This is a genomic window from Cupriavidus sp. MEYA8, from assembly GCF_059278825.1.
The window spans coordinates 1,444,371-1,466,249 of sequence record NZ_CM181222.1 but is presented as its reverse complement, the minus strand read 5'-3'; the positions used below and the strand labels follow the sequence as shown (position 1 = coordinate 1,466,249).

Sequence of the window (21,879 nt, the reverse complement as noted above, 5' to 3'; positions counted from 1 at the left end):
CCCGATCCTTTCCTTGCCTTCTCCCCACTGTCCGTCTACAACCCGTAGTGATGCATGCTACTCGCCAGGCCTCGCTGGCGGCCAGTGCGCACCGGCACGGCCAGCGGCGCCCCACCGCAGGACTTACCGCCAGGACGCCCCCGATGAATCTCGACCTGCTGGCTTCATTGCTGACTGCCGTGGTGGTGCTGCTGATCGGCACCCTGGTCAACCGCAGCGTCGGCATCCTGTCGCGCTACAACATCCCCGACCCCGTCACCGGCGGGCTGCTGTTCGCCATCGTCGCGTCGGTGGCAGCGGCGGCGGCGAATTTCCGCGTGGTCATCGATCCCGGCATGAAGCCGGTGCTGCTGCTGATGTTCTTCGGCGGCGTCGGCCTTGGCGCCGACCTGCGCATGCTCAAGCGGGGCGGCAGGGCGCTGGTGATCTTCCTGATCATCCTGCTGCCCTATATCGTGGTGCAGAACGCCGTCGGCGTGGCCATGGCCAGGACACTCGACCTGCACCCGATCTTCGGGCTGGTGAGCGGCTCCATCACGCTGGTGGGCGGCCATGGCACCGGGGCCGCCTATGCCGAGCGCTTCGCCGAGGTCAACAACCTGCAGGCGGTGATGGACCTGTCGATGACGGTGGCGACCATCGGCCTGGTCGTCGGCGGCATCATCGGCGGTCCCGTGGCGCAGTACCTGATCTCGCGCTGCAAGCTGCGCTCGACCGCGCGCGAGGTCGGCGACACCGAGGAGGAAGCCGCCGCCGCGTCGCCGATCACCACGGTCGGCGCGCTCGCCGCGCTGGCCGGCATGCTGGCCGCCGTGATCGGCGGGCGCTGGATCGCGGCGCAGATGCCGGCGGGCCCGATCACCATCCCCGGCTTCCTGTGGTGCATGATGCTCGGCATCGCGATCCGCAACCTGCTGCCATTCATCGGCCTGCGCTTCGACGACCGCGCCACCGACCTGATCACCAACGTCTGCCTGTCGCTGTTCCTGGTGATGACCATGATGGCGCTGGACCTGGCCGAGGTGGCGCTGTCGGCCGGCCCGTTCCTGCTGATCATCGCGATGCAGGTCGTGTTCATCATCCTCTACGTGGTGTTCGTCTGCTTCCGCTTCATGGGCGGCGACTACGAGGCGGCGGTCACCTCGGCCGCGTTCATCGGCTTCAACATGGGTTCCACGGCGACCGCCATGGCCAACATGCGCGCGATCACCGCGCGCTACGGGCCGGCGCCCACCAGCTACCTGATCACGCCGCTGGCCGGCGCGTTCTTTGTCGACCTGATGAACGCGTTCGTGCTGACCATGTTGCTGGCCTTGCCGCTGATCGGAGGCTGACATGCGCCGCGCCTGCCTTGCCTTCCTCTTTGCGCTGCTGGCCAGCCTGTGGCTGGGCGGCTGCGGCGGCGGCCCGAACGCCGACGGCATCCGCGCCAATCTCAACGAGCGCCTGGCGCAGGCGCTGCCGCCGGGCACCGTGCAGCTGGTCGACGTCGACCGGCGCGGCTCGCAGTCCGATACCAAGGCACCGGCCGGCGAAACCCGGCGCGTGGTGTACTTCGATGCGGAACTGAAGCTGCTGCGCGACTACGACTTCGGCGCGTGGGATTCGCCCGGCGTGGCCGGGCTGATCTCGGCGCTGGGCGCGGGGCCGCGCGGGATCACCGGGGTCACCAGCGGCGGCAACAAGGCGGGCGACGTGCTGCGCGCGCACGGCACCGCGCTGTACCGGCGCGACGGCGAGCGCTGGGTCAGCGTGCAGCCCGCCGGCTATCGCCCCGCCGAGGCGCCGGCCGTGGCCACCAACGCGCCCACCGGCCCGGCAGCGATCCTGGATGCGATGCGCAAGGTGATCGAGGCGGTGCAGAAGGACGCCTCGCCGGCGCAGCGCGCGGTGATCGAGCAGGAACTGACCACCGCGCACGCCAATATCCGCGCCCGGCTGGCACGCGTGGACGAGGGCTACGCCATTGCCGCCGGCGCCGAGCATGGCCAGTACCTGCGCTTCGTGCGCGCGCTGGTGGACGGCGCGCGTGTGCGCGCCATCGCGCTGGTCACTCGCGGCGGCGAAGAGAACCTGCGCCTGCTGCGCGCCGGCAAGGTCTCGGCGGCCATGGCGCAGGGCGATGCCGCGCTCGATGCCTACGAGGGCAAGGGCGCCTTTGCCGAAGACGGGCCGCACGCGTCGCTGCGCGCCGTCGGCAGCCTGTACCCGGAACCGGTGCACGTGCTCGTGCGCGACGGCGATCCGGCACGCTCGGTGTCCGACCTGCGCGGCAAGCGCATTGCGGTGGGCGAAAGCGGCTCGGCCTCGCGCGGCACGGTGCTGCGCGTGCTGGCCGCACACGGGCTGGCCGAGAAGGATTTCAAGGCCGAGGAAGTGGGCCTGGGCGCGGCGCTGGTGGCACTGCGCCAGAACCAGGTGGATGCCGTGATGCAGGTGATCGGCGTGCCGTCCGACAGCATCCGCGATGCGCTGAGCGAACTGCCGTTGCGACTGCTGCCACTGGACGAGCGCGCTATCGCGGCGATGGTCGGGCAGAAGGCGGGGTATTTCCGCGCCAGCATCGCACCCGGCACGTACCCCGGCCTGCGCGAGCCGGTGCGCACCGTCGCCACCGCGGCGATCCTGGTGACCGGACCCGACCTGTCGGATACCGAGGTGGCCGACCTGACGCGGCTGGTGTACCGGCATGGCCGCGACTTCGTCGCGCGCGGCAGCGCCCAGGGCGGGCAGATCAACGTGGCCACGGCGCGCGAAGGGCTGGTGATTCCGCAGCACCTGGCGGCAGCAAAGGTGCTGGACGGCCTGGCGGCGGGCACGCCAGCGCAGCGGTCCGGAGGACCGGCCACTCAGGCACCGGCACCCGCGTCGGCACCGGCTGCCACCGCATCCAGGCCGGCCGCCCGCTAACCCCGGAAGCCGCCGCTCGCGCTACCCTGCCGCCGGCAACTCCGCCGCCAGCCGGCAGCGCCGGTCGAGAAAATCGCTCGCATGGCCATTGCTGCCACCCGCCGCGTGGACCGGCTGGTCCACCAGGAAGAAGCCAGGGCGGCCCTGCCGGTCCTGGCCATAGGTCAGGAATATGCCCCGGTCGGGCGGCGGCACCGCGGCGGCGCTGGCGCCGGGATCGTCAGCCCTGCCCCCGACCAGCGCGAACGGGTCGGCCGACAGGACCGGCGTGGCAGCCGGGATAAACCTGGCCCGCACCGGCTTACCGTCGAACCGCAGCGAAGTCCACTCGGTGCCGATCGGCCCGCTCGCGCCATTGACGAAGGCGCGCGCCGCGGCGCTGATGCAATCGAGATGGATATGGAGCTGGTCCTGGCTGCGCGAGGTGCGGGAATTGACCGCCAGCCCCAGCATGTCGTCCGGCACGGGCTTGCCCAGCGCCTGCCCGACCATGCCGCGCTCGTCCCAGCCGAAGGCCCAGGCGTTGGCACCGGTGCCGTCCCACGCCTTGCGATCCTCCACGCCCGTCACTGTCCGTGCCGGGATCACCAGGTAGTGCGACACGCCGATCGCGTCCTTGTACAGCACCAGCCCGCGGGCTCGGTCGACGCTGGCGCAATCGGCATGCTGCGGCTGCGGCGGCGCCAGGCAGCGCTGCTGCACGTTGCGCCACAGGCCATCGCGCCCGCCGGACAGGACGCCGACCACGTTCTCGGCGGTGCAGCCCGCCAGCATCATTGCCGCCGCCAACGCCAGCGCGCCGCGCCGGCGTGCCGGGGTCAGCGCCGGCATGGAATGCCGTAGTACGTCCCTACCCGCGGGTTGGACACGATATAGGCGTGGCGCTGGGCCCAGAACTGGGCGTCGCGGAAGACCTCGGCCTCGCGTTCGCTCCAGGGTGTGGCCAGCAGCGGCAGGGCTTCGGCGTCGGTGGTCGGGTAGACCTGGGCCTGGTAGCGGGCCGTCTGCAGCGCGCCCGTACGGATGGTACGGATCGTGACGTGGCGTGTCATAGGCAGCTTCTCGTCATGAGGACGCCAAATCATAACCACATTCCTGTGTTGCTTTGATGACTGCGGCTGTAACTTGCTGTCAGGAAGCCGCACCGGCCACGACCAACCGATGTCCCCTCGCCGGAAACCGGAGCCAGACATGACGATCAAGTCACCTCGCAAGATCGCAATCCTCGCGCTGACGCATCTCGCCATGCTGGCGGCCGGCTTCGCGGCCGGGATCTATGTGCTGCCGATCCTGACCGAGCAGGCGGGGGCGAGTATCGGGCAGTTACAGGAGGTGTCGCGGCAGGCGGCCTTTTCCGGCGCCTTCCGCAAGGACCTGGCCGGCAGTGACGCATTCCACTGGGCCAGCGGACGGCTGCATGTGTCGGACCGCGCCATTGCCTTCGAAGGCAGCGTGGCGCCGGGACCGGACTACCGGATCTACCTGGTGCCGGAGTTCGTCGACACCAAGGCCGCTTTCCTTGCGATCAAGGACCGCGCGGTGCAGGTTGCGCCGTTGAAGACCTTCGGCAATTTCACCGTCGCGTTGCCGGATGGCGTCGATCCCGGCCAGCACCGTGCGGTAGTGATCTGGTGCGAGCGGTTCGGGCAATTCATCAGTGCCGCGGCCTACCGGTAGGCCGCGCAAGAAAAAAAGGCCGATCGAGGAACCGGCCCAACGAACCCCGCACAGGCAAGGTGTCGATATGAACATCACGCGCCCGCCCGTGCGCGGCGCCGCAGCGCCATCGCGGGCGGGCATCAGGCGGCGGTGATCAGAAGCGGTGACGCATGCCGATGGTGGCGCCGGTCTGGTTCTCGCCCGCGACCACGGTGCCCACGCCATTCAGGCCCAGGGCCGAGCCGTTCTTGTTCTTGGCGTAGCCCACGTTCAGGTACACGTCGGTGCGCTTGGACAGCGAATAGTCCGCCGACAGCACGAACATCCACGGATCGGCATCGCTGCTGCGGGTGTCGTTGTAGTAGGCGGCGCCGGTCACCAGGAAGGCGGGCGTGAAGCGGTACTGCGCGCCAGCCCAGTAGACGTTGCTGCGGGTCGCGGCGGCGGTGGCGCTGGAGACGCCATCGTCCTTCAGCCAGCGGTAGCCGGCGAACACCTTGGCGTCGCCGAAGGCATAGGCGGTGCCCACCGCGGCGCGCTTGGCGCTGCGGTCCTGCAGCGCCACGGTGGCGCCCTGGTACTGGTCGTAGGCGGCACCGACCGAGAAGCCGCCGGCGGCATATGTCAGCCCGCCGCCGAAGTTGCGCGCGACCTTGGGTTCGCCCGGCACTTCGCCGTTGTTGTCGCGGCCGAAGCTGTAGAAGCCGGTGGCGGTCAGGCCGCCGAACTTGCCGGTGTACTTGATGGTGTTGTCGGCGCGGCCGTTGAAGGCCGAGTCGACGCTGTTGAGCGAGTAGCGCGGGCCCACGCCCATCGGGTCGAAGGCGCCGAACAGGTCGTACAGCGCGTTCTGCTGGCGGCCCAGCGTGACGGCGCCGAAGCCGCCCTGCAGGCCCACGTAGGCCTGGCGGCCGAACAGGCGGTTGCCCTGGCCTGAGGTGCCGGTATCGATATCGAAACCGCTTTCCAGCACGAAGATACCCTTCAGGCCGTCGCCCAGGTCTTCGGTGCCGCGCACGCCCCAGCGCGAGCCGGACAGGTTGCCCGAGTTCAGGCGGGTGGCCGTGCCCTGGGCACCGTTGGTGCCGGGCACGTGGCTGATGACTTCGAGGCCGGCATCGGCGATGCCGTACAGCGTTATGTTCGATGCGGACTGGGCCGAGGCCACCCCGGATACCGCGGTAGCGGCCACTGCTGCCGCCATTGCAAGGAGAGCTTTCTTCACTGTGATTTCTCTGTTTTATGGTGATTCCATGACACCGCGCCGGACCGACCGGGACCGGTCGGCCATCCTGGCCTGAGCTGGCTGGCCGCGCAGGACCCGGCGGCGGCGCACGTCCGCACAAGTGCGGCCGGCGCATTGTGCTGGCGCAATATGAAAGCGTTGTGACGAGTAGTACGCAGCACAAAGTGCCGAATAGCACTCGCATGGGGGTTTTCCCTGCAACCGACGGGATCGTTTTGGTAGGATGCAGGCTTTTCCGACGACGGTAATGCCAGTGCTCCTTGCCGCCATGTGCCCTTGCCTCGACAGCTTCGCGTCATGAAGCTGGCAGAGATCAAGACCCGGCTAGCCTCGCTGCAGGCTCCGCTCCCCGCCTCGATCCAGCAACGCCTTTCCGGCCTGTGCGCGCGCAGCGCGCGCCTGGGCCTGACCCGGCCCGGCTCGCTGCGCCCCACGCGACGTGGCGTGCTGGTGGGCATGGCCGCGGTGCCGGCAGCCTTGCTGCTGTACGTGCTGGTGCTGGTGCCGTTCACGCCGGGCATCAGCGACATCCGCAAGGCCAAGTCCGAGCAGCCGGCGCAGGTGCTTTCGGCCGACGGCAAGGAGCTGGCGCTCTTCAAGTGGGCCAACCGCGACTGGGTGCCGCTCAAGCAGATCTCTCCCAACGTGGTGGCGGCGCTGATCTCGACCGAAGACCACCGCTTCTATGAGCACCACGGGCTCGACTGGCGCCGCCTTGCCTCGGCCGCGGTGCATACCTTCTCGGGCGACCGCCAGGGCGGCTCGACCATCACTCAGCAGCTGGCGCGCAACCTCTATCCCGACGAGATCGGCCGCGCGCCCACGCTGACGCGCAAGCTCAAGGAAGCGATCACCGCGTTCAAGATCGAGGCCCTGTACACCAAGGACGAAATCCTCGAGACCTACCTGAACACGGTGCCGTTCCTGTACAACGCGTTCGGCATCGAGATGGCCGCGCGCACGTACTTCGACAAGCCGGCGCGCTCGCTCGATGTGCTGCAGAGCGCCACGCTGATCGGCATGCTCAAGGGCAACAGCTACTACAACCCGGTGCTGAACCCCGAGCGCGCGCTGGACCGGCGCAATATCGTGCTGGGGCAGATGGTCAAGCGCGGCAAGCTCGACGCGGCCCGCTATGAGCAGCTCAAACGCCGTCCGCTGCGTATCGACTTCGAGCGCCAGACCGAGCCGCCCGGCCCCGCGCCGCATTTCGCGCAGCAGCTGCGCAAGTGGCTGATCGGCTGGGCCGACCGCAACGGCTACGACATCTACGCCGACGGCCTGGTGGTGCGCACCACCATCGACGCGCGCCTGCAGGCCATGGCCACGCAGGCGGTGGCGCAGCAAGGCAACCGCCTGCAGGCGATCGCCAACGCGGCCTGGGCGCCGCGCGCGGGCTGGGCCGCGGACCGCGCGCTGGTGCAGGCCTTCGTGCGCGAGTCGCCGGAATACCGTGCCGCCACCGCCGCCGGCACGCCGTCCGAAGACGCGATGAAGCAGCTGCTGGCCAATGGCGCCTTCATGCGCGCGCTGCACCAGCAGAAGACGCGGATCCAGGCGGGCTTCCTCGCCATCGATCCGCGCAACGGCGAGATCCGCGCCTGGGTCGGCAGCCGCGACTACACGCAGGACGCCTTCGACCATGTGCAGCAGGCGCGCCGCCAGCCGGGCTCGACCTTCAAGCCCTTCGTCTACGGCGCGGCGTTCGAGGAAGGCAAGTCGCCCGACGACACGCTGATGGACCAGCCGGTCGAGATCGAGCTGGCCGGCGGCGAGATCTGGCGCCCGTCCGACGAGGGCCGCCCCACCGGGCGCGCGATGAGCCTGCGCGACGGCCTGGTCTACTCGCGCAACACCATCACCGCGCAGCTGATGCAGCAGGTCGGCCCGGCGCGCGTGGCGCGGCTGGCGCGCGAGATGGGCGTGCGCGAAAGCCGGCTCGACGAGGTGCCGTCGCTGGCGCTGGGCACCAGCCCGGTCACGCTCAAGGAGATGGTGGCCGCCTACGGCACCATCGCCAACGCCGGCAACTACATCGCGCCGACCATGGTCACGCGGATCGAAGACCGCAACGGCAATGTGCTGCAGGTATTCCGCCCGGCGCGCGCCGAGCACGCCCTGCCCCACGCCACCACGCAGACCCTGCTCGACGTGATGCGCGACGTGATCGACCGCGGCACCGGCGCCGGCATCCGCTCGCGCTTCGGCATCCGCGCCGACGTGGCCGGCAAGACCGGCACCACGCAGGACAACGCCGACGGCTGGTTCATCATGATGCACCCGGAGCTGGTCGCCGGCGCCTGGGTCGGCTTCAACGACAGCCGCGTCACGCTGCGCAGCGACTACTGGGGCCAGGGCGCGCACAGCGCGCTGCCGATGGTCGGCGACTTCTACCAGCGCGCCCTGCGCGGCCGCATCATCGACGGTAGCGCTCGCTTTGCCGAGTACGAGGAAACCCATGTGTTCGCCTCGCTCGGCAACCAGGTGCGCGGCTGGTGGGCCCAGTTGTTCAGCCGCGACAAGGCCAACGACGCCACCGCGCCGCGCCCGGCACCGCGCCGTCCGGCGCTGCCGGCGCCCGAGGCGGATGTGGCGCCGCCGGCGAGCACGCCGATGGCGTCGGCCTCAGCGCCGGGGAGCGGTGGGGGCAGTGGCGGGGAAGAGTCCAGCCTGGCGCTGGATCAGGGGGAAACAGTGATGGCGGTGCCGCCGGGTTTTGAGGCAAGTCCAGCGCAGGCACCAGCGGCATCGCAGGCACCGGTCACGCCCGCGACGCCGCCTGCCCCGCCGCCCGATCCAGCAGGCTCCAATGCGCCTGCGGCGCCTGCGTATCCGGCCGGGCGGCCGGCGCCGGCTGCGCCCGTACCCGCAGCGCCAATACCGCCGGCACCGGTGACGCCGGAAAGCAATAACCAGAGCAGCGTCGCGCCCGGCTAAAGCAGGCACTGGCGGGCTTACGCCATCCAGTTCTCGCAGCGCAGTCCGTTCACGCGGGAAAATTCACCCATGTTGTCGGTGACCAAAACAGCCCCAAGCGAGAGCGCATGCGCGGCAATCAGCATGTCATTGGCTCCGATGACTGTGCCCTTGCGCTCCAGTGCTGCACGCAACTCGCCGTAGCAGTGATCCGCGTCACCGCCGAGGGGCAGGACGCGCAGGCCGGCCAGTGCCTGGCCGACACGCTGGCTGAGCGCCGATGAGCCATTCTTTGCTGCGCCGAAGCGCAATTCGGCCGCGACGATGATCGATGTGCAGAGACTATCGGGGTCGGTCGCTTCGATCCGGGCCGCGCAAGCCCCACGAGTATTGCGAATGGCGTCGGAAATGATATTGGTGTCGAGCAGGAACAAGGCCATCAGAGATTGACGTCCTCGGCTGGCAAGTCGTCGATCGTCGGCCAATCGTCGTCGATCGGCTCCCATTGCGACAGCAGCGCCCGCAACGGCGTGGCCGCGACCGGCTCAATGATGAGGTGGTTGCCTTCGCGGCGAAGAATGGCCTCGTCCCCGGGCAGCTCGAACTCGCGCGGGATGCGGATTGCCTGGTTGCGACCGTTGCGGAACAGCCTGACATGGCGGATTTCGTCGGTTGTCGTCATCGAACCTCCTTCGCATATGCCAAAGCATATGCCAAATGCCGGGGTACTGCAATGAGAGCCGGCTCAAATCGCCGCAGTGCCTCGTCGACGACTCAAATCAGTCCCAGATCACCGGCCCGCCCCCCTGGAAACACCTGTTCCAGCCGCCCCGCATCCAAGCCGTACAACCGCTGGAGCAGCCCGCCCAGCACCGCCCGATACTCATTGCGCACCGGCCAGTCCCGGTCCTGGTTCAGCGCCGCGCGCTCCACCGCGACCTGCTCGCCCGCGATGCGCCCGCCGCGCACCGCGCCGCCGGCCACCCAATAGACGGTGCCATGGCCATGGTCGGTGCCGCGGGTGCCGTTCTCGCGGAACGTGCGGCCGAACTCCGACAGCACCACCACCGTGGTATTGCCCCACGCCGGCCCCATACCGTCGGCGAAGGCCGACAGGCCGCGGCCGAGGTTGTCGAGCAGGCCGGCGAGCTGGCCCTGCGCCGCGCCCTGGTTGACGTGGGTATCCCAGCCGCCGACGTCGATAAAGCCGAGGTTGAAGCGCTCGCGCATCAGCCCCGCCATGCGCCGCGCCTCGATTTCGAAGCCGCGCGCGCTGAGCGAGCGGCGGTTGGCGGCCTGCATCTCCTGCTGGCGCGCGGCCATGTTGCTGCCACCTGCCATGTCCCCTGCGGCCGCCTCGGCCTGGCGTGCGACCGCCTGGCGCAGCTCGAAGCCTTCGTCGATCAGCGACTCGAAGCGCGTGCCGCGGTACATCTGCGCCAGCATCTGTTCCTGGCGCGCGTCGAACGGGGTGCGGCCGCTGCCCTTGAGCGAGACGTTGGGCACGCCGCGCGGCCCCGCCAGCACCAGTGGCAGGCCATCGGTGAAGGCCACCGGCGCGGCCTGGCCGCCCATCACCTGCGCCAGGCGGTTGAGAAAGCCGCTGCCGCGCAGCGCGGCGAGCTGGCTGCGGTTGTGGTCGCGTGGATCGTCGCCCGCGCCCGGCAGCCCTGCCTCGATGGTGTCCTGCGTCTCGAAGTGGCTGCGCGACAAGTCATGCGTGCCGGCAAACGGCACGAAGGCCAGCTGCCCGCGCTGCCACAGCGGCAGCATGGCCGGCGCCAGTGCCGGGTGCATCGCCCAGCCGCCGATGCCGCGCGCGGCGCTGTCGGCGGCAAAGGCCGGCGCCAGCGCGACGGCGGCGCCGGGGTCGGGGTCCGCTCCGGCGGCGGGCGGTCGCCGGATCGCGATATTGGGGCGCGCCGCGTAATAGAAGTCGCTGCCGGCCGGCACCAGCACGCTGGCGGCGTCATAGCCGCCGCGCAGGAACACCAGCAGGAAGCGGGCGTCGGCCTGCGCCGGCAGCGCGTAGACGCGCGACACCGTGGCGGGCAGCGCCCACGCCAGCGCGGTGGCGCCCATCGTGCCGAGCCATTGTCTGCGTCGCATGGCGAGCTCCTTCCTTTCCCGTGCGCGTCAGCGCTGCATCCATTCGGGCGAGCTGAGCAGCACGGTATTCCACTCCGCCTGCGAGGCCGCCTGCGCCAGCCCCGCGCGCGTTGCCGGGCCAAGCGTGGCTTCGATGCCGTCGTAGTAGAGCTTGTTGCCGATCACCGGGAAGCGCGCGCCGCGCGGCGTGCCCGCATCGCCGGCGAACAATCCGGCCGGTCCCGAGCCGATTGCGCGCGCAATCTCGAAGCGCCGCACCATCTGCCCGGAACTGGCCCAGGCGCTCTCCGCCGCGGGATAGCCGTCGGGTGTCACGTGGCCATACAGCGGCTCGCCCAGCTGGTTCAGCCAGTTCAGCACCGGGCGCAGGTTGGCGACCGGCCGGCCTTCGTAGGCCAGCCGCAGCGACGACACCACGTAGACCACCGGATCCTTGAACTTGCGCGGGGAAGAAGCCGGCAGCCGGTCCAGCTCGGGCGCCAGCAGCATGGTGCGCAGCACCGCGGCGATATTGCCATCGGTGCGCGCGAAGGTCTGGGCCATGCGGTCGACCAGTGCGGGCGGCGGGTTGTCGGCGATGAAATAAGCGGCCAGCCTGGCACTGATAAATCGCGCCGTGGCCGGCTCGCGCGACAGGATCGCCACCGCGCGCTCGACCTCGGCAAACCCGGCCGGCTCGATGCGCTGGCCCAGCAGCGTCTTGGCGCCGAAGTCATGCCGCGCCGGATTGAACTCGAACGCGCCGTCGCTGCGGTACAGCGCCGCGCGCGCGGGCGGCAGCCGCGGCGGCGTGCCGCGCAGGTTGACGCCGACGCCGGTCAGCACGCGCGCCAGTTCCTGCACGTCTTGCTGGGTGTAGCGCGAGCCGCTGGGGCCGCCCGCCACGCCCAGCGTATGCAACTCCATCAGCTCGCGCGCGTAGTTCTCGTTGATGCGGTTGGCGCTGCTTTGCGCGTTGTCGAGGTAGAGCAGCATCGCCGGCGCGGTGACGGTGGCCATCAGCAGGTCCCGGAAGCGGCCCAGGGCATGGGGGCGGATCGCGCGTTCCTCATAGTCGGGCAGCAGCCAGCGCACCTGCCCCTTGCCCGAATAGACATTGAAGTGGTTCATCCAGAACCACGTCATCTGCTCGCGCAGTTGCGCCGGCGAGTACAGCGCCCGCAGCAGGTGGCGCCGCGCGGTATCGGCCACCAGCTCGCGGCCTTTTTCGTTCAGGGCCTGGCGGGCCTGCTGCTTGCTGTCTGCGTCGGCCAGCGCGTCGATGCGCTCGCGCGCCTGCCGCGCAGCCAGCAGCGGCGTGCCGGGGTCGCCTTGCAGGGCCGGCAGCGCGGCGATGGCGGCCCCAAGTTCGGGCGGATCCGCCAGCGGCATGGCGAGCTGGCGCTCCAGATAGGCTGTGCGTCCCAGTCGGCGCAGCTCGGCCAGGCTGGCCTGGTCGGCGCCGAAGCTGACGGTATTGAGCCAGCGCAGGTCGGTCGCGCTGTCGCTGCCGGCGTCCGGCATCTGGGCACAGGCGCCTGCGCAGGCGGCCAGCACCACCGCTGCGCCGGCGCGCCAGGCGGCCAGCCGCCGCGGCATCCTGCCATGCCCCGCCTGTTGCGCCGCATCCATGCCCGCCTCCTTGTCATGCCCACTGTCAATGTTACGGGGCAAGCGCGTTTCCGTTGACATGGGCGCTTGGCGGGCGGCTGCCTTGCACGATCGGCAGCGCTGATCGGTACGTGCGCGCGGTAAGGTCGCGGCGACCAGCCCTATTGCCCGCTCATCTTCCTGCGGAATTCTTCGGCCGTGCCGATCTGCCGAAACAGGGGTCCGCCTGGCGCGAACCTGTCCGCGCTGGCCAGCGGCCCCACCACCACCGGCTCGAACCCCGCGTCGCGCACCAGCCGCGCCGCCACCTGCAGCGCCGCCTCGTCGTCACCGGCGATCGGCACGGCGATCAGGCCGCCGGGCCGGTGATGTTCATTGGCAAAGTTGGTCGCGCCCATGAAGTTGAACGCCCTCACCACGCGCGCGCCGCGCAGGTATTTCGCCGTGGTGATGCCAATGCCGTTGCGCTGCGCTTCGTCGGCAATCGCGCCGTCGCGCTGGGCGAAGGCATTGGTGGCATCCAGCACGATCTTGCCCGACCATGCCCCGGCATTCTCCTGGCTTAGCTGCGGCAAGGCGTTGTACGGGGTGGCGAGAAACAGCACGTCGGCAAAGGCGATTGCCTCGGCGACCGTTCCCGCCCGCGCCAGCGGGCCAAGGCCGTCGACCAGCGGCTTGAGCGCTTCAGGATGCCGCGACGAGAACAGGACCGGGTGCCCCGCCTTGACCCAGAGGCCGCCGATGGTGCCGCCAATGCGCCCGGAGCCGATCACGCCGATGCGCCCCGGACCCGCGTCGCTGGCGGCAGCCGGCTTCCGGGCACAGGCGCTCAACGGCGGCAAGCTCAGCGCCACCATGGCCATTGCCCCCGTTCGCAGCATGCGGCGACGTTCGGGATTGAAGACATTGGCCGGCTCTTGCATCGCGCGCTCCCAGGATGATTGCTTGCCCGCGCGGCCACCATGCGCATCTCCTGCCGCACACCGGCCGCCCAACGAACTCTAGGCGAAAAAATGGCTTGCCGGGCCATCGCGCTTGGCACTGCCTGCGCGCTGGACTAGATTAGGTAGCATTTGCGCCACGCCACGAAGTCTGCGTTACAGCCGCCCGCGCGATGCGGCGCGAGAGGGGAAAGGGGAACCCCATGGCCCACGCCCGACCCCGTTGCCAGGCTTGCATCGAGCCACAGGCTTTTCCCGCCAATCCAGACAGTCACCGACGGCGAGGAGGAATCGCCATGCTCTCGCATCTGTTACGCCGTACGCCATGCAGCTTCGCGGCCGCCTTGCTTGCGCTGGCGTGCCCGCTCGTAGCCCACGCGGCGCAGGCCTACGTATCGACCGAAGGCGGCGGTATCGCAGTCATCGACCTGGAGCGGCTCGAAGCCGTCGCCAGTCTGCCGGCGGGTGGCAAGGGCCCGCGCGGGCTGGGCGTGACCGCCGATGGCAAATACCTGCTGGCGGCCAACAAGGACACCGGCGACGTGTCGGTGATCGAACTGGCCACCGGCCAGCCGGTCCGGCGCGTGCCGATCGGTCAGAACCCGGAGTTCGTGCGCATGGCGGGCGACCAGGCCTTCGTCACGTTCGAACCGGGCGAGCGCTCCGGCCCGCCCGGCGCCGCGCCGACGCCGCCCGCAAAGGGCAAGGGCACTGACGACAAGCCGCTGCCGGCTGAAATCGCCGTGATCGACCTGAAAGACTGGCGTGTGAGCCGGACCATCCGCAGCGGGCTGGAAACCGAAGGGATCGAGTTCTCGCGCGATGGCAAGCTGATGCTGGTCACCAACGAAGGCGACGACACCGTCACGGTCTACGAAAAAGCCAGCGGCAGGCAAGTGAAGCTGCTGCCGATGCCGGCCGGCTCGCGCCCGCGCGGGATCAAGGCAAGCCCCGACGGCGCCCGCTACGTGGTGACGCTGGAAAACACCAACGCCTTCGTGGTGCTCGACGCCACGGACTTCCGCGTGCAGCGCACCGTGCCGACGCGCACCGGTCCCTACGGCGTGGCGTTCGATCGCGCCGGCGCGCGGCTGTTCGTCGCCGCGTCGCGCGCCGACTCCCTGCAGGTGTTCGATGCGCAGACCTTCGCACTACTGACCGAGATCCCGGTCGGCAAGCGCTGCTGGCATTTCAGCTTCACGCCGGACGATGCGCGGCTGCTGGTGGCGTGCGGCCGCTCCAATGCGGTCCTGGTCTTCGACGCGCGCACCTACAAGCCGGTGAAGCAGTTCGACGGGCTGCCGCTGAGCTGGGGCATCGTGACCTTTCCGAAAAGCGTGGGTTCGATCGATTCGCCGTAAGCGGCGCGGCGTCATTTCACCGGCGCCGCCGCGGTAGGGCTGCCCGACAGGATCGACACCACGTTCTTCGCGCCAGCCTGCTCGGCAATCTCGCGTGCGGTCAGCCCACGGTCATCGCGCAACGAGGCATCGGCGCCACGTGCAATCAGCAGTTGCACGACCTCGCTCTTGTCATAGCCGGCCGCCCACATCAGTGCCGTCAGCCCATGCGCATAGCGCGCGTTGCTGTCGACGCCGGCGTCCAGCAACTGCTTCACCACCACCGTGCGACCCTCTCCCGCTGCATAGATCATGGCGGTCTTGCTGACGCGGTCGGTGGCGTTCAGTTCGGCGGCCATCCTGGTCGACGTGCGCGATGAAAAGGGCCAGATGACCCCGGGCGTCATCCACGGCGGCAAGACCGGGCACGTCTACGTGCATGATCGCCGCGATGGCCGCCTGATCCGCTATTCGCAGGCGATGATCCCGCAGGAGAACATGTGGACCCTGCCCACCCCGCAAGGCGCGCGCATGCTGCCGGGCGCAAACGGCGGCGTGGAATGGGCGCCCAACGCCGTGCAACGTACCGACACGGTGTTGCGCAACAAGCATTTACCACAGCAGGCATAGCAATTTTTCTTAAATTTCTACGGCAATTCAGCAACAAATTCCCCCGTGATCTTATTAACCTGCCCGCTATTTTCCGTTTGCGGCCAGACCTCTTGTTGGACATTTCCTGACGGCGGCTACCTCACCGGCGCACGCGGATTGCGCGGTGTGGCGTATTGCCGGCTCGGCGCAGGCCCGTAGCGAACGCGAAGATATGCTGCTCCCCGCCAGCCCCACAAGGGCCGGCGCGGCCATTCTGATCACACGGAGACAACGAGACATGAGTGCAAGCGCAGAGCATCTGCAACGCGGCCTGGGCGAACGCCACATCCGCCTGATGGCGCTGGGTTCGGCCATCGGCGTGGGCCTGTTCCTGGGCGCCGGCAGCGCCATCAAGATGGCCGGCCCCGCCATCATGCTGGCCTACCTGATCGGCGGCGCGATGATCTTCCTGATCATGCGCGCGCTGGGCGAGATGGCCGTGCACAACCCCGTGGCCGGCTCCTTCTGCCGCTACGCGCAGGACCACATGGGCCCGCTGGCGGGCTACCTGACCGGCTGGAACTACTGGTTCCTGTGGCTGGTGACCTGCGTGGCGGAGATCACCGCGGTGGCCATCTACATGGGCATGTGGTTCCCCGACGTGCCGCGCTGGATCTGGGCGCTGGCCGCGCTGGCCGCGATGGGCTCGGTCAACCTGATGGCGGTCAAGGCCTACGGCGAGTTCGAGTTCTGGTTCGCCATGATCAAGATCGTCACCATCGTGCTGATGCTGTTCGGCGGCGGCGCGATGATCGTGTTCGGCTTCGGCAACGGCGGCGTCGCCACCGGCATCTCCAACCTGTGGGCGCATGGCGGCTTCATGCCCAATGGCGCCTCGGGCGTGCTGATGTCGCTGCAGATGGTGATGTTTGCCTACCTGGGCGTGGAGATGATCGGCCTGACCGCCGGCGAGGCGCGCAACCCGAAGAAGTCGATCCCGGACGCGATCAACTCGGTGTTCTGGCGCATCCTGATCTTCTACGTGGGCGCGCTGTTCGTGATCCTGTCGCTGTACCCGTGGAGCGAGATCGGCGCGCAGGGCAGCCCGTTCGTGCTGACCTTCGAGCGCCTGGGCATCAAGACCGCCGCCGGCATCATCAACTTCGTGGTGCTGACCGCGGCGCTGTCGTCGTGCAACGGCGGCATCTTCAGCACCGGGCGCATGCTGTACAACCTGGCGCTGCAGGGCCAGGCGCCGGCGGCCTTCGCCAGGGTAGACCGCAACGGCGTGCCGCGCCGCGCGCTGCTGGTGTCGATCGCCGCGCTGCTGTGCGGCGTGCTGCTCAACTACCTGGTGCCGGAAAAGGTGTTCGTCTGGGTGACCGCGATCTCCACCTTCGGCGCGGTCTGGACCTGGGCCATCATCCTGGTCACGCAGATCAACTTCCGCCGCGGCCTGTCGGCGGCCGAGCGCAAGGCGCTGGCCTTCCGCATGCCGTTCTGGCCGTATGGTTCATACATCGCGCTGGCGTTCCTGGCGCTGGTGGTGGCGCTGATGGCCTACTTCCCGGAAACGCGCGTGGCGCTGTACGTGGGCCCGGGCTGGCTGGTGCTGCTGACAATCTGCTACTACGCGCTGGACATGCGCTCGCGCGGGCCGGTCAGCTACCGCGCCTGAACGAGCGCGAGTGCGCGCGAGGTGCGCGTGACAGCGCACCTCGCTACAATGGCCCCGGGCAATCCATTGCCAGGGGGCCGAATGTCCGAGACGCCTGACACCTGCGCCGCACCGCGCCAACCACGCCGCCTCGCCGCCAAGGCGTGCCGGCGCGCCACTTGCTGAAATCGCCATGGATATCGCGCTGGCGCTGTCGCTGCTGACGCTGGCGATCTGGTGCGGGCTGCTGTGGCTGCGCGCCGGCTTCTGGCGCGTGCACAAGCCGGCCGCCGCACCGGCGCCGGCGCAATGGCCGGACGTGGTCGCCATCATCCCGGCCCGCGACGAGTCCGCGGTGATCGCGCGCGCGGTCGCGGGCGTGCTCGGCCAGCGCTATCCGGGGCAGCTCTCGCTGGTGGTGGTCGATGACCACAGCCAGGACGGCACCGCCGATCTCGCCCGCGCCACTGCCGCGACGACCGCGCGTCCGCAAGCGCTTGCGGTGTCCGGCGCGCGCGAGCTGCCGCCCGGCTGGAGCGGCAAGGTCTGGGCCCAGTCCGAGGGGCTGGCCGAAGCCGACCGCATCGCTGCGCGCGCCCGCTATGTCTGGCTGACCGATGCCGACATCTGGCATGGCCCCGGCGTGCTGGCATCGCTGGTGGCGCGCGCGGAGCACGAGCGGCGCGACCTGGTCTCGCTGATGGTGCGGCTGCGCTGCGAATCGGCGTGGGAGCGGCTGGTCGTGCCCGCGTTTGTCTTTTTCTTTGCCAAGCTCTACCCGTTCGCGCGCGTGCGCGACCCGCGCTCGCGCGTGGCCGCGGCGGCGGGCGGCTGCATGCTGGCCCGGCGCGCGGCGCTGGCGCGCATCGGCGGCTTTGCCGCGATCCGCGGCGAGCTGATCGACGACTGCAGCCTGGCGGCGCGCATCAAGCCCGGCGGCGCGATCCGGCTGGACCTGGCCGACGACAGCCTGTCGCTGCGTCCCTATGACGACTGGCGCAGCCTGTGGGACATGATCGCGCGCAGCGCCTATACGCAGTTGCGCTATTCGCCGCTGCTGCTGGCGGGCGCGGTGGCCGGCATGGCCCTGACCTACCTGGCGCCGCCGCTGCTGGCGCTGGCCGGCGGCTGGCGGCTGTGGCCGGCGTGGCTGGCATGGGGCGCGATGGCGTTTGCCTACCTGCCGATGCTGCGCGAGTACCGCCAGCCGGCATGGCTGGCGCCGCTGCTGCCGGTGACGGCGCTGTTCTACCTCGGCGCCACCATCGACTCGGCGCGGCGCTACTGGCTGCGCCGCGGCGGGCAGTGGAAGGGGCGGGCACAGGCGCCGGTGCGGTCCTGAGGCGCAGCACTCACCCGCTCACCTGCCGCTCACCTGCCGCTCATTTGCCAAGATATCCCTGCGTGCGGAACCATGCCAGCGCATCGCGCAGCCCTTCGCGGTAAGCGCGCGGCGCATAGCCCAACTGCTGGCGCGCCTTGGCCGACGTGAAGAACATCCGGTAGCGCGACATATTGAGCCCGTCGACGGTAATGAGGGGCTCCTTACCGGTCACCCGCGCCGCCGCTTCCGCCGCACGCGCCAGCGGATACAGCGGCCAGCGCGGCAGTTGCATGGTGGGCGGACGCCGGCCGCACAGCTCGGCGATATCGCGCAGCATCTGCTGCAGCATCACGTCGTCACCGCCCAGGATGTAGCGCTCGCCGGTGCGGCCGCGCTCCAGTGCCAGGAAATGGCCCTCGGCGACGTCGTCCACATGCGCCAGGTTCAGCCCGGTATCTACGAAGGCCGGGATCTTGCCGGCCGCCGCCTCGACGATGATGCGGCCGGTCGGCGTGGGCCGGACGTCGCGCGGCCCGATCGGCGTCGACGGGTTGACGATCACCGCGGGCAGGCCATGCTCGGCCACCAGCCGTTCGACCACGCGTTCGGCCAGCACCTTGCTGCGCTTGTAGGCGCCGATGGCCTCGTGCGGGTGCATCGGCGCGGTCTCGTCCACCGGCGCCTGCGCGCCGGCGACGCGCAGCGTGGCAACGCTGCTGGTATAGACCACGCGCTCGACGCCGGCGCGCTGCGCGGCTTCCATTACCGCCAGCGTGCCATCGACGTTGGTGCGCACGATCTCCTCCGGATCGGGCGCCCACAGCCGGTAATCGGCGGCAACGTGGAACAGGTAGCGCACGCCCTGCAGCGCGGCGGCCACGGCGGCGGCGTCGCGCATGTCGCCCTCGGCCACCGTCACCGGCAGGCCGGCCAGGTTGGTGCGCGGGCTCTGCGGGCGCACCAGCACGCGCACGCTGAAACCCTGCGCCAGGGCCTGCCGCACTATCGCCGACCCGAGGAAACCCGAGGCTCCTGTCACCAGCACGTCATCGTTTCTCGTCATAAAGCCGTTTTCCCGGTGTGGTACAAGCGCCGCAAAGGCGGCGGGCCGCGCTCGCCGTCCGGCCCGCCGGGTCGCGGGGCTGCCAGACAAAGCGCGCGAGTCGGGTATATAGTAACCATCGTGCGACGGAAATGTGATCCTGATGAATCTCCGGTGCGGCGCCGGCCTGTGGATCGCAAATCCGGCCATCCCAATTGCTGAAACCCGTTGCAAAGGGTCTGGGGGTCTACTTTATGCAGGTGATTCTGGCTCAGCCCCGCGGCTTCTGTGCCGGCGTGGTGCGCGCGATCGAGATCGTCGACCGCGCCCTCGTCAAGCACGGCGCGCCGGTGTTCGTGCGGCATGAGATTGTGCATAACAAGCACGTAGTAGAGGGGTTGAAAGAAAAAGGCGCGCGTTTTGTCGAAGAACTCGACGAAGTTCCGACCGGCGCCGTGACCATCTTCAGCGCGCACGGCGTTTCCCGCGCGGTCGTCGCCGATGCCAGCCAGCGCCAGCTGCATGCCATCGACGCCACCTGCCCGCTGGTGATCAAGGTCCATACCCAGGGCCGTCAGTACGCTGCCAGCGGCCGCACCGTGATCCTGATCGGCCATGCCGGCCATCCCGAGGTGGAAGGCACCATGGGCCAGATCCCGGGCAAGGTGATCCTGGTGCAGAACGAGGCCGAGGTCGAGCAGCTGGACCTGCCGCCCGAAACGCCGGTGGCCTACGTCACGCAGACCACGCTGAGCGTTGACGACACCCGCAATATCATCGCCGCGCTGGCCCGCCGCTTCAGCAACCTGGTCGGCCCCGATACGCGCGACATCTGCTACGCCACGCAAAACCGCCAGAGCGCCGTGCGCGACCTGTGCAAGCTGGCCGACGTCATCCTGGTGATCGGCGCGACCAACAGCTCCAACTCCAACCGCCTGCGCGAGATCGGCACCGAAAGCGGCGTGCCCAGCTACCTGATCGCCGACGGCAGCGAGCTGGACCCGGCCTGGGTGCGCGACGCCAACGTGGTCGGCATCACCGCCGGCGCCTCGGCGCCCGAGGAAATGGTCGAGGACGTGATCGCCGCGTTGCGCAATCTGGGCCCGGTCGAGGTCACCACCATGGCAGGGCGCGAGGAGCATGCCGAATTCCGCCTGCCCGCCGAACTGGCCGAGGTCAGGCCATCCGCCGTGCCGCGCAAGGCTGGCAAGGCCGCCGCCCGCGCCGAAGCCGACACCGCGCCTGCCGCTGCCGGCACCAGCGAGAATATCGCCGGCTAAACCCAACCAGAGGAAGCTGCCTTGGCCATCCCGCTCCTGCAGGTTGCCCGCGTGGGCGCCTACATCGTCGGCAAGCATCTGTCGCGGCAAAAACGGTATCCGCTCGCGCTGATGCTAGAGCCGCTGTTCCGCTGCAACCTGGCCTGCTCGGGCTGCGGCAAGATCGACTACCCCGATCCCATCCTGAACCAGCGCCTGTCGGTGCAGGAATGCCTGGACGCGGTCGACGAATGCGGCGCGCCGGTGGTCTCGATCGCCGGCGGCGAACCGCTGTTGCACAAGGACATGCCGGAGATCGTGCAGGGCATCATCGCCCGGCGCCGCTTTGTCTACCTGTGCACCAACGCGCTGCTGATGGAGAAGAAGCTGGACCAGTACCAGCCCAGCCCTTATTTCATCTGGTCGGTGCACCTGGACGGCGACCGCGAGATGCACGACCGCTCGGTGTGCCAGGAAGGCGTCTACGACCGCGCGGTGGCGGCGATCCGGCAGGCCAAGGAACGCGGCTTCCGCGTCAATATCAACTGCACGCTGTTCAACGATGCCGAGCCCGAGCGCGTGGCCAGTTTCTTCGACTCGGTCAAGGCGCTGGGGGTGGACGGCATCACCGTGTCGCCGGGCTATGCCTATGAGCGCGCGCCCGACCAGCAGCATTTCCTGAACCGCGGCAAGACCCGGCAACTGTTCCGCGACATCCTCGGCCGCGGCCGCGCGGGCAAGAACTGGGCCTTCAGCCAGTCGACGCTGTTCCTGGACTTCCTGGCGGGCAACCAGACTTACCATTGCACGCCGTGGGGCAACCCGGCGCGCACGGTGTTCGGCTGGCAGCGGCCGTGCTACCTGGTCGGCGAGGGCTATGCCAAGACCTTCCGCGAGCTGATGGACGAGACCGACTGGGACGCCTACGGCACCGGCAACTACGAGAAGTGCGCCGACTGCATGGTGCACAGCGGCTACGAGGCCACCGCGGTGGCGGATACCTTCGCCCACCCGCTCAAGGCGCTGGGCGTGAGCCTGCGCGGGGTGCGCACCAGCGGGCCGATGGCGCCCGATATTGCGCTGGACCGGCAGCGGCCGGCGGAGTACGTATTCTCGCGCCACGTCGAGATCAAGCTCGAGGAAATCCAGCGCGCGAAGCCGCCCGCCAATCAGGGCCGGCAGGCGGCCAAGGCCGAAGGCGCAGCCACGCACTGATCCCGGAACCGTGCCATGCTCGCCGCCAGCCTGACCGGCGCTGCGCTGACCTGCGTGGCGGCGGGCTTGCGCTGGCCGCG

Annotated in this window: 18 protein-coding genes and 2 pseudogenes; 10 read left to right on the top strand and 10 right to left on the bottom strand. The window is 69.4% G+C overall.

Annotated features, from left to right (window positions below; all coding sequences use genetic code 11):
* Positions 1-143 precede the first annotated feature (143 nt).
* Positions 144-1,334: a sodium/glutamate symporter gene (gene gltS, locus AC5WJ1_RS23855; RefSeq protein WP_494476595.1), complete on the top strand. Its 1,191-nt coding sequence runs from the start codon at positions 144-146 to the stop codon at positions 1,332-1,334.
* Position 1,335: 1 nt separating this feature from the next.
* Positions 1,336-2,910 (top strand): TAXI family TRAP transporter solute-binding subunit, encoded by a 1,575-nt coding sequence (locus tag AC5WJ1_RS23850; RefSeq protein ID WP_135703145.1) that lies wholly within the window; start codon positions 1,336-1,338, stop codon positions 2,908-2,910.
* Between the two features lie 21 nt (positions 2,911-2,931).
* On the opposite strand, the gene AC5WJ1_RS23845 is transcribed toward AC5WJ1_RS23850, so the two are convergent.
* Together AC5WJ1_RS23845 and AC5WJ1_RS23840 are read right to left on the bottom strand one after the other, a co-directional pair.
* On the bottom strand, positions 2,932-3,741 hold the full coding sequence (locus AC5WJ1_RS23845) for a CDP-diacylglycerol diphosphatase (RefSeq protein WP_133095849.1): 810 nt from the start codon (positions 3,739-3,741) through the stop codon (positions 2,932-2,934).
* A complete protein-coding gene (locus tag AC5WJ1_RS23840) occupies positions 3,729-3,962 on the bottom strand; it encodes a CDP-diacylglycerol pyrophosphatase (RefSeq protein WP_195429955.1) in 234 nt (77 codons plus the stop codon). The genes AC5WJ1_RS23845 and AC5WJ1_RS23840 overlap by 13 nt, the downstream gene beginning before the upstream one ends.
* A gap of 139 nt (positions 3,963-4,101) precedes the next feature.
* Between AC5WJ1_RS23840 and AC5WJ1_RS23835 the strand changes: the two genes are divergently transcribed.
* Positions 4,102-4,587: a DM13 domain-containing protein gene (locus AC5WJ1_RS23835; RefSeq protein ID WP_135703146.1), complete on the top strand. Its 486-nt coding sequence runs from the start codon at positions 4,102-4,104 to the stop codon at positions 4,585-4,587.
* 136 nt (positions 4,588-4,723) lie between these two features.
* On the opposite strand, the gene AC5WJ1_RS23830 is transcribed toward AC5WJ1_RS23835, so the two are convergent.
* Entirely contained in the window at positions 4,724-5,794 is a 1,071-nt protein-coding gene (locus tag AC5WJ1_RS23830) for a porin (protein ID WP_135703147.1), read from the bottom strand.
* Between the two features lie 318 nt (positions 5,795-6,112).
* On the opposite strand from AC5WJ1_RS23830, the gene AC5WJ1_RS23825 reads away from it, so the two are divergent.
* Entirely contained in the window at positions 6,113-8,752 is a 2,640-nt protein-coding gene (locus tag AC5WJ1_RS23825; protein ID WP_133095851.1) for a penicillin-binding protein 1A, read from the top strand.
* Positions 8,753-8,769: 17 nt separating this feature from the next.
* Here AC5WJ1_RS23825 and AC5WJ1_RS23820 read toward each other — a convergent pair whose 3' ends face one another.
* The 5 genes from AC5WJ1_RS23820 to AC5WJ1_RS23800 form a co-directional block, all read right to left on the bottom strand.
* Entirely contained in the window at positions 8,770-9,171 is a 402-nt protein-coding gene (locus AC5WJ1_RS23820) for a type II toxin-antitoxin system VapC family toxin (RefSeq protein ID WP_135703148.1), read from the bottom strand.
* Entirely contained in the window at positions 9,171-9,413 is a 243-nt protein-coding gene (locus tag AC5WJ1_RS23815; protein ID WP_133095853.1) for an antitoxin, read from the bottom strand. The genes AC5WJ1_RS23820 and AC5WJ1_RS23815 overlap by 1 nt, the downstream gene beginning before the upstream one ends.
* Before the next feature lie 92 nt (positions 9,414-9,505).
* The gene (locus AC5WJ1_RS23810; RefSeq protein WP_494476594.1) at positions 9,506-10,840 is read right to left on the bottom strand and encodes a DUF1501 domain-containing protein; all 1,335 of its coding nucleotides are present in this window, start codon (positions 10,838-10,840) and stop codon (positions 9,506-9,508) included.
* A 27-nt stretch (positions 10,841-10,867) separates the two neighbouring features.
* Positions 10,868-12,418, bottom strand: coding sequence for a DUF1800 domain-containing protein (locus tag AC5WJ1_RS23805; protein WP_431189877.1), 1,551 nt, complete (start codon positions 12,416-12,418; stop codon positions 10,868-10,870).
* A 173-nt stretch (positions 12,419-12,591) separates the two neighbouring features.
* Complete coding sequence (locus AC5WJ1_RS23800) at positions 12,592-13,353, bottom strand: NADPH-dependent F420 reductase (RefSeq protein ID WP_133095856.1); 762 nt, start codon at positions 13,351-13,353, stop codon at positions 12,592-12,594.
* 314 nt (positions 13,354-13,667) lie between these two features.
* On the opposite strand from AC5WJ1_RS23800, the gene AC5WJ1_RS23795 reads away from it, so the two are divergent.
* Positions 13,668-14,732, top strand: a complete 1,065-nt coding sequence (locus tag AC5WJ1_RS23795; protein WP_135703149.1) for a YVTN family beta-propeller repeat protein — start codon at positions 13,668-13,670, stop codon at positions 14,730-14,732.
* Between the two features lie 11 nt (positions 14,733-14,743).
* Here AC5WJ1_RS23795 and AC5WJ1_RS23790 read toward each other — a convergent pair.
* Positions 14,744-15,064 (bottom strand): annotated as a pseudogene (locus tag AC5WJ1_RS23790) (ankyrin repeat domain-containing protein); the annotation flags it as partial.
* Here AC5WJ1_RS23790 and AC5WJ1_RS23785 point away from each other — a divergent pair.
* The 3 genes and pseudogenes from AC5WJ1_RS23785 to AC5WJ1_RS23775 all read left to right on the top strand — a co-directional run.
* Positions 15,060-15,287 (top strand): annotated as a pseudogene (locus tag AC5WJ1_RS23785) (quinonprotein alcohol dehydrogenase); the annotation flags it as partial. The pseudogenes AC5WJ1_RS23790 and AC5WJ1_RS23785 overlap by 5 nt on opposite strands.
* 313 nt (positions 15,288-15,600) lie before the next feature.
* Complete coding sequence (locus AC5WJ1_RS23780) at positions 15,601-16,980, top strand: amino acid permease (RefSeq protein ID WP_135703150.1); 1,380 nt, start codon at positions 15,601-15,603, stop codon at positions 16,978-16,980.
* A gap of 172 nt (positions 16,981-17,152) precedes the next feature.
* Positions 17,153-18,301, top strand: a complete 1,149-nt coding sequence (locus tag AC5WJ1_RS23775) for a glycosyltransferase (RefSeq protein ID WP_135703151.1) — start codon at positions 17,153-17,155, stop codon at positions 18,299-18,301.
* A gap of 40 nt (positions 18,302-18,341) precedes the next feature.
* Here AC5WJ1_RS23775 and hpnA read toward each other — a convergent pair whose 3' ends face one another.
* The gene (gene hpnA, locus AC5WJ1_RS23770) at positions 18,342-19,346 is read right to left on the bottom strand and encodes a hopanoid-associated sugar epimerase (protein WP_135703152.1); all 1,005 of its coding nucleotides are present in this window, start codon (positions 19,344-19,346) and stop codon (positions 18,342-18,344) included.
* 233 nt (positions 19,347-19,579) lie between these two features.
* Between hpnA and ispH the strand changes: the two genes are divergently transcribed.
* Positions 19,580-20,605 (top strand): 4-hydroxy-3-methylbut-2-enyl diphosphate reductase, encoded by a 1,026-nt coding sequence (gene ispH, locus AC5WJ1_RS23765; RefSeq protein WP_135703153.1) that lies wholly within the window; start codon positions 19,580-19,582, stop codon positions 20,603-20,605.
* Positions 20,606-20,626: 21 nt separating this feature from the next.
* Positions 20,627-21,799: an adenosyl-hopene transferase HpnH gene (gene hpnH, locus AC5WJ1_RS23760; protein WP_133095862.1), complete on the top strand. Its 1,173-nt coding sequence runs from the start codon at positions 20,627-20,629 to the stop codon at positions 21,797-21,799.
* The last annotated feature ends 80 nt before the right edge of the window (positions 21,800-21,879 follow it).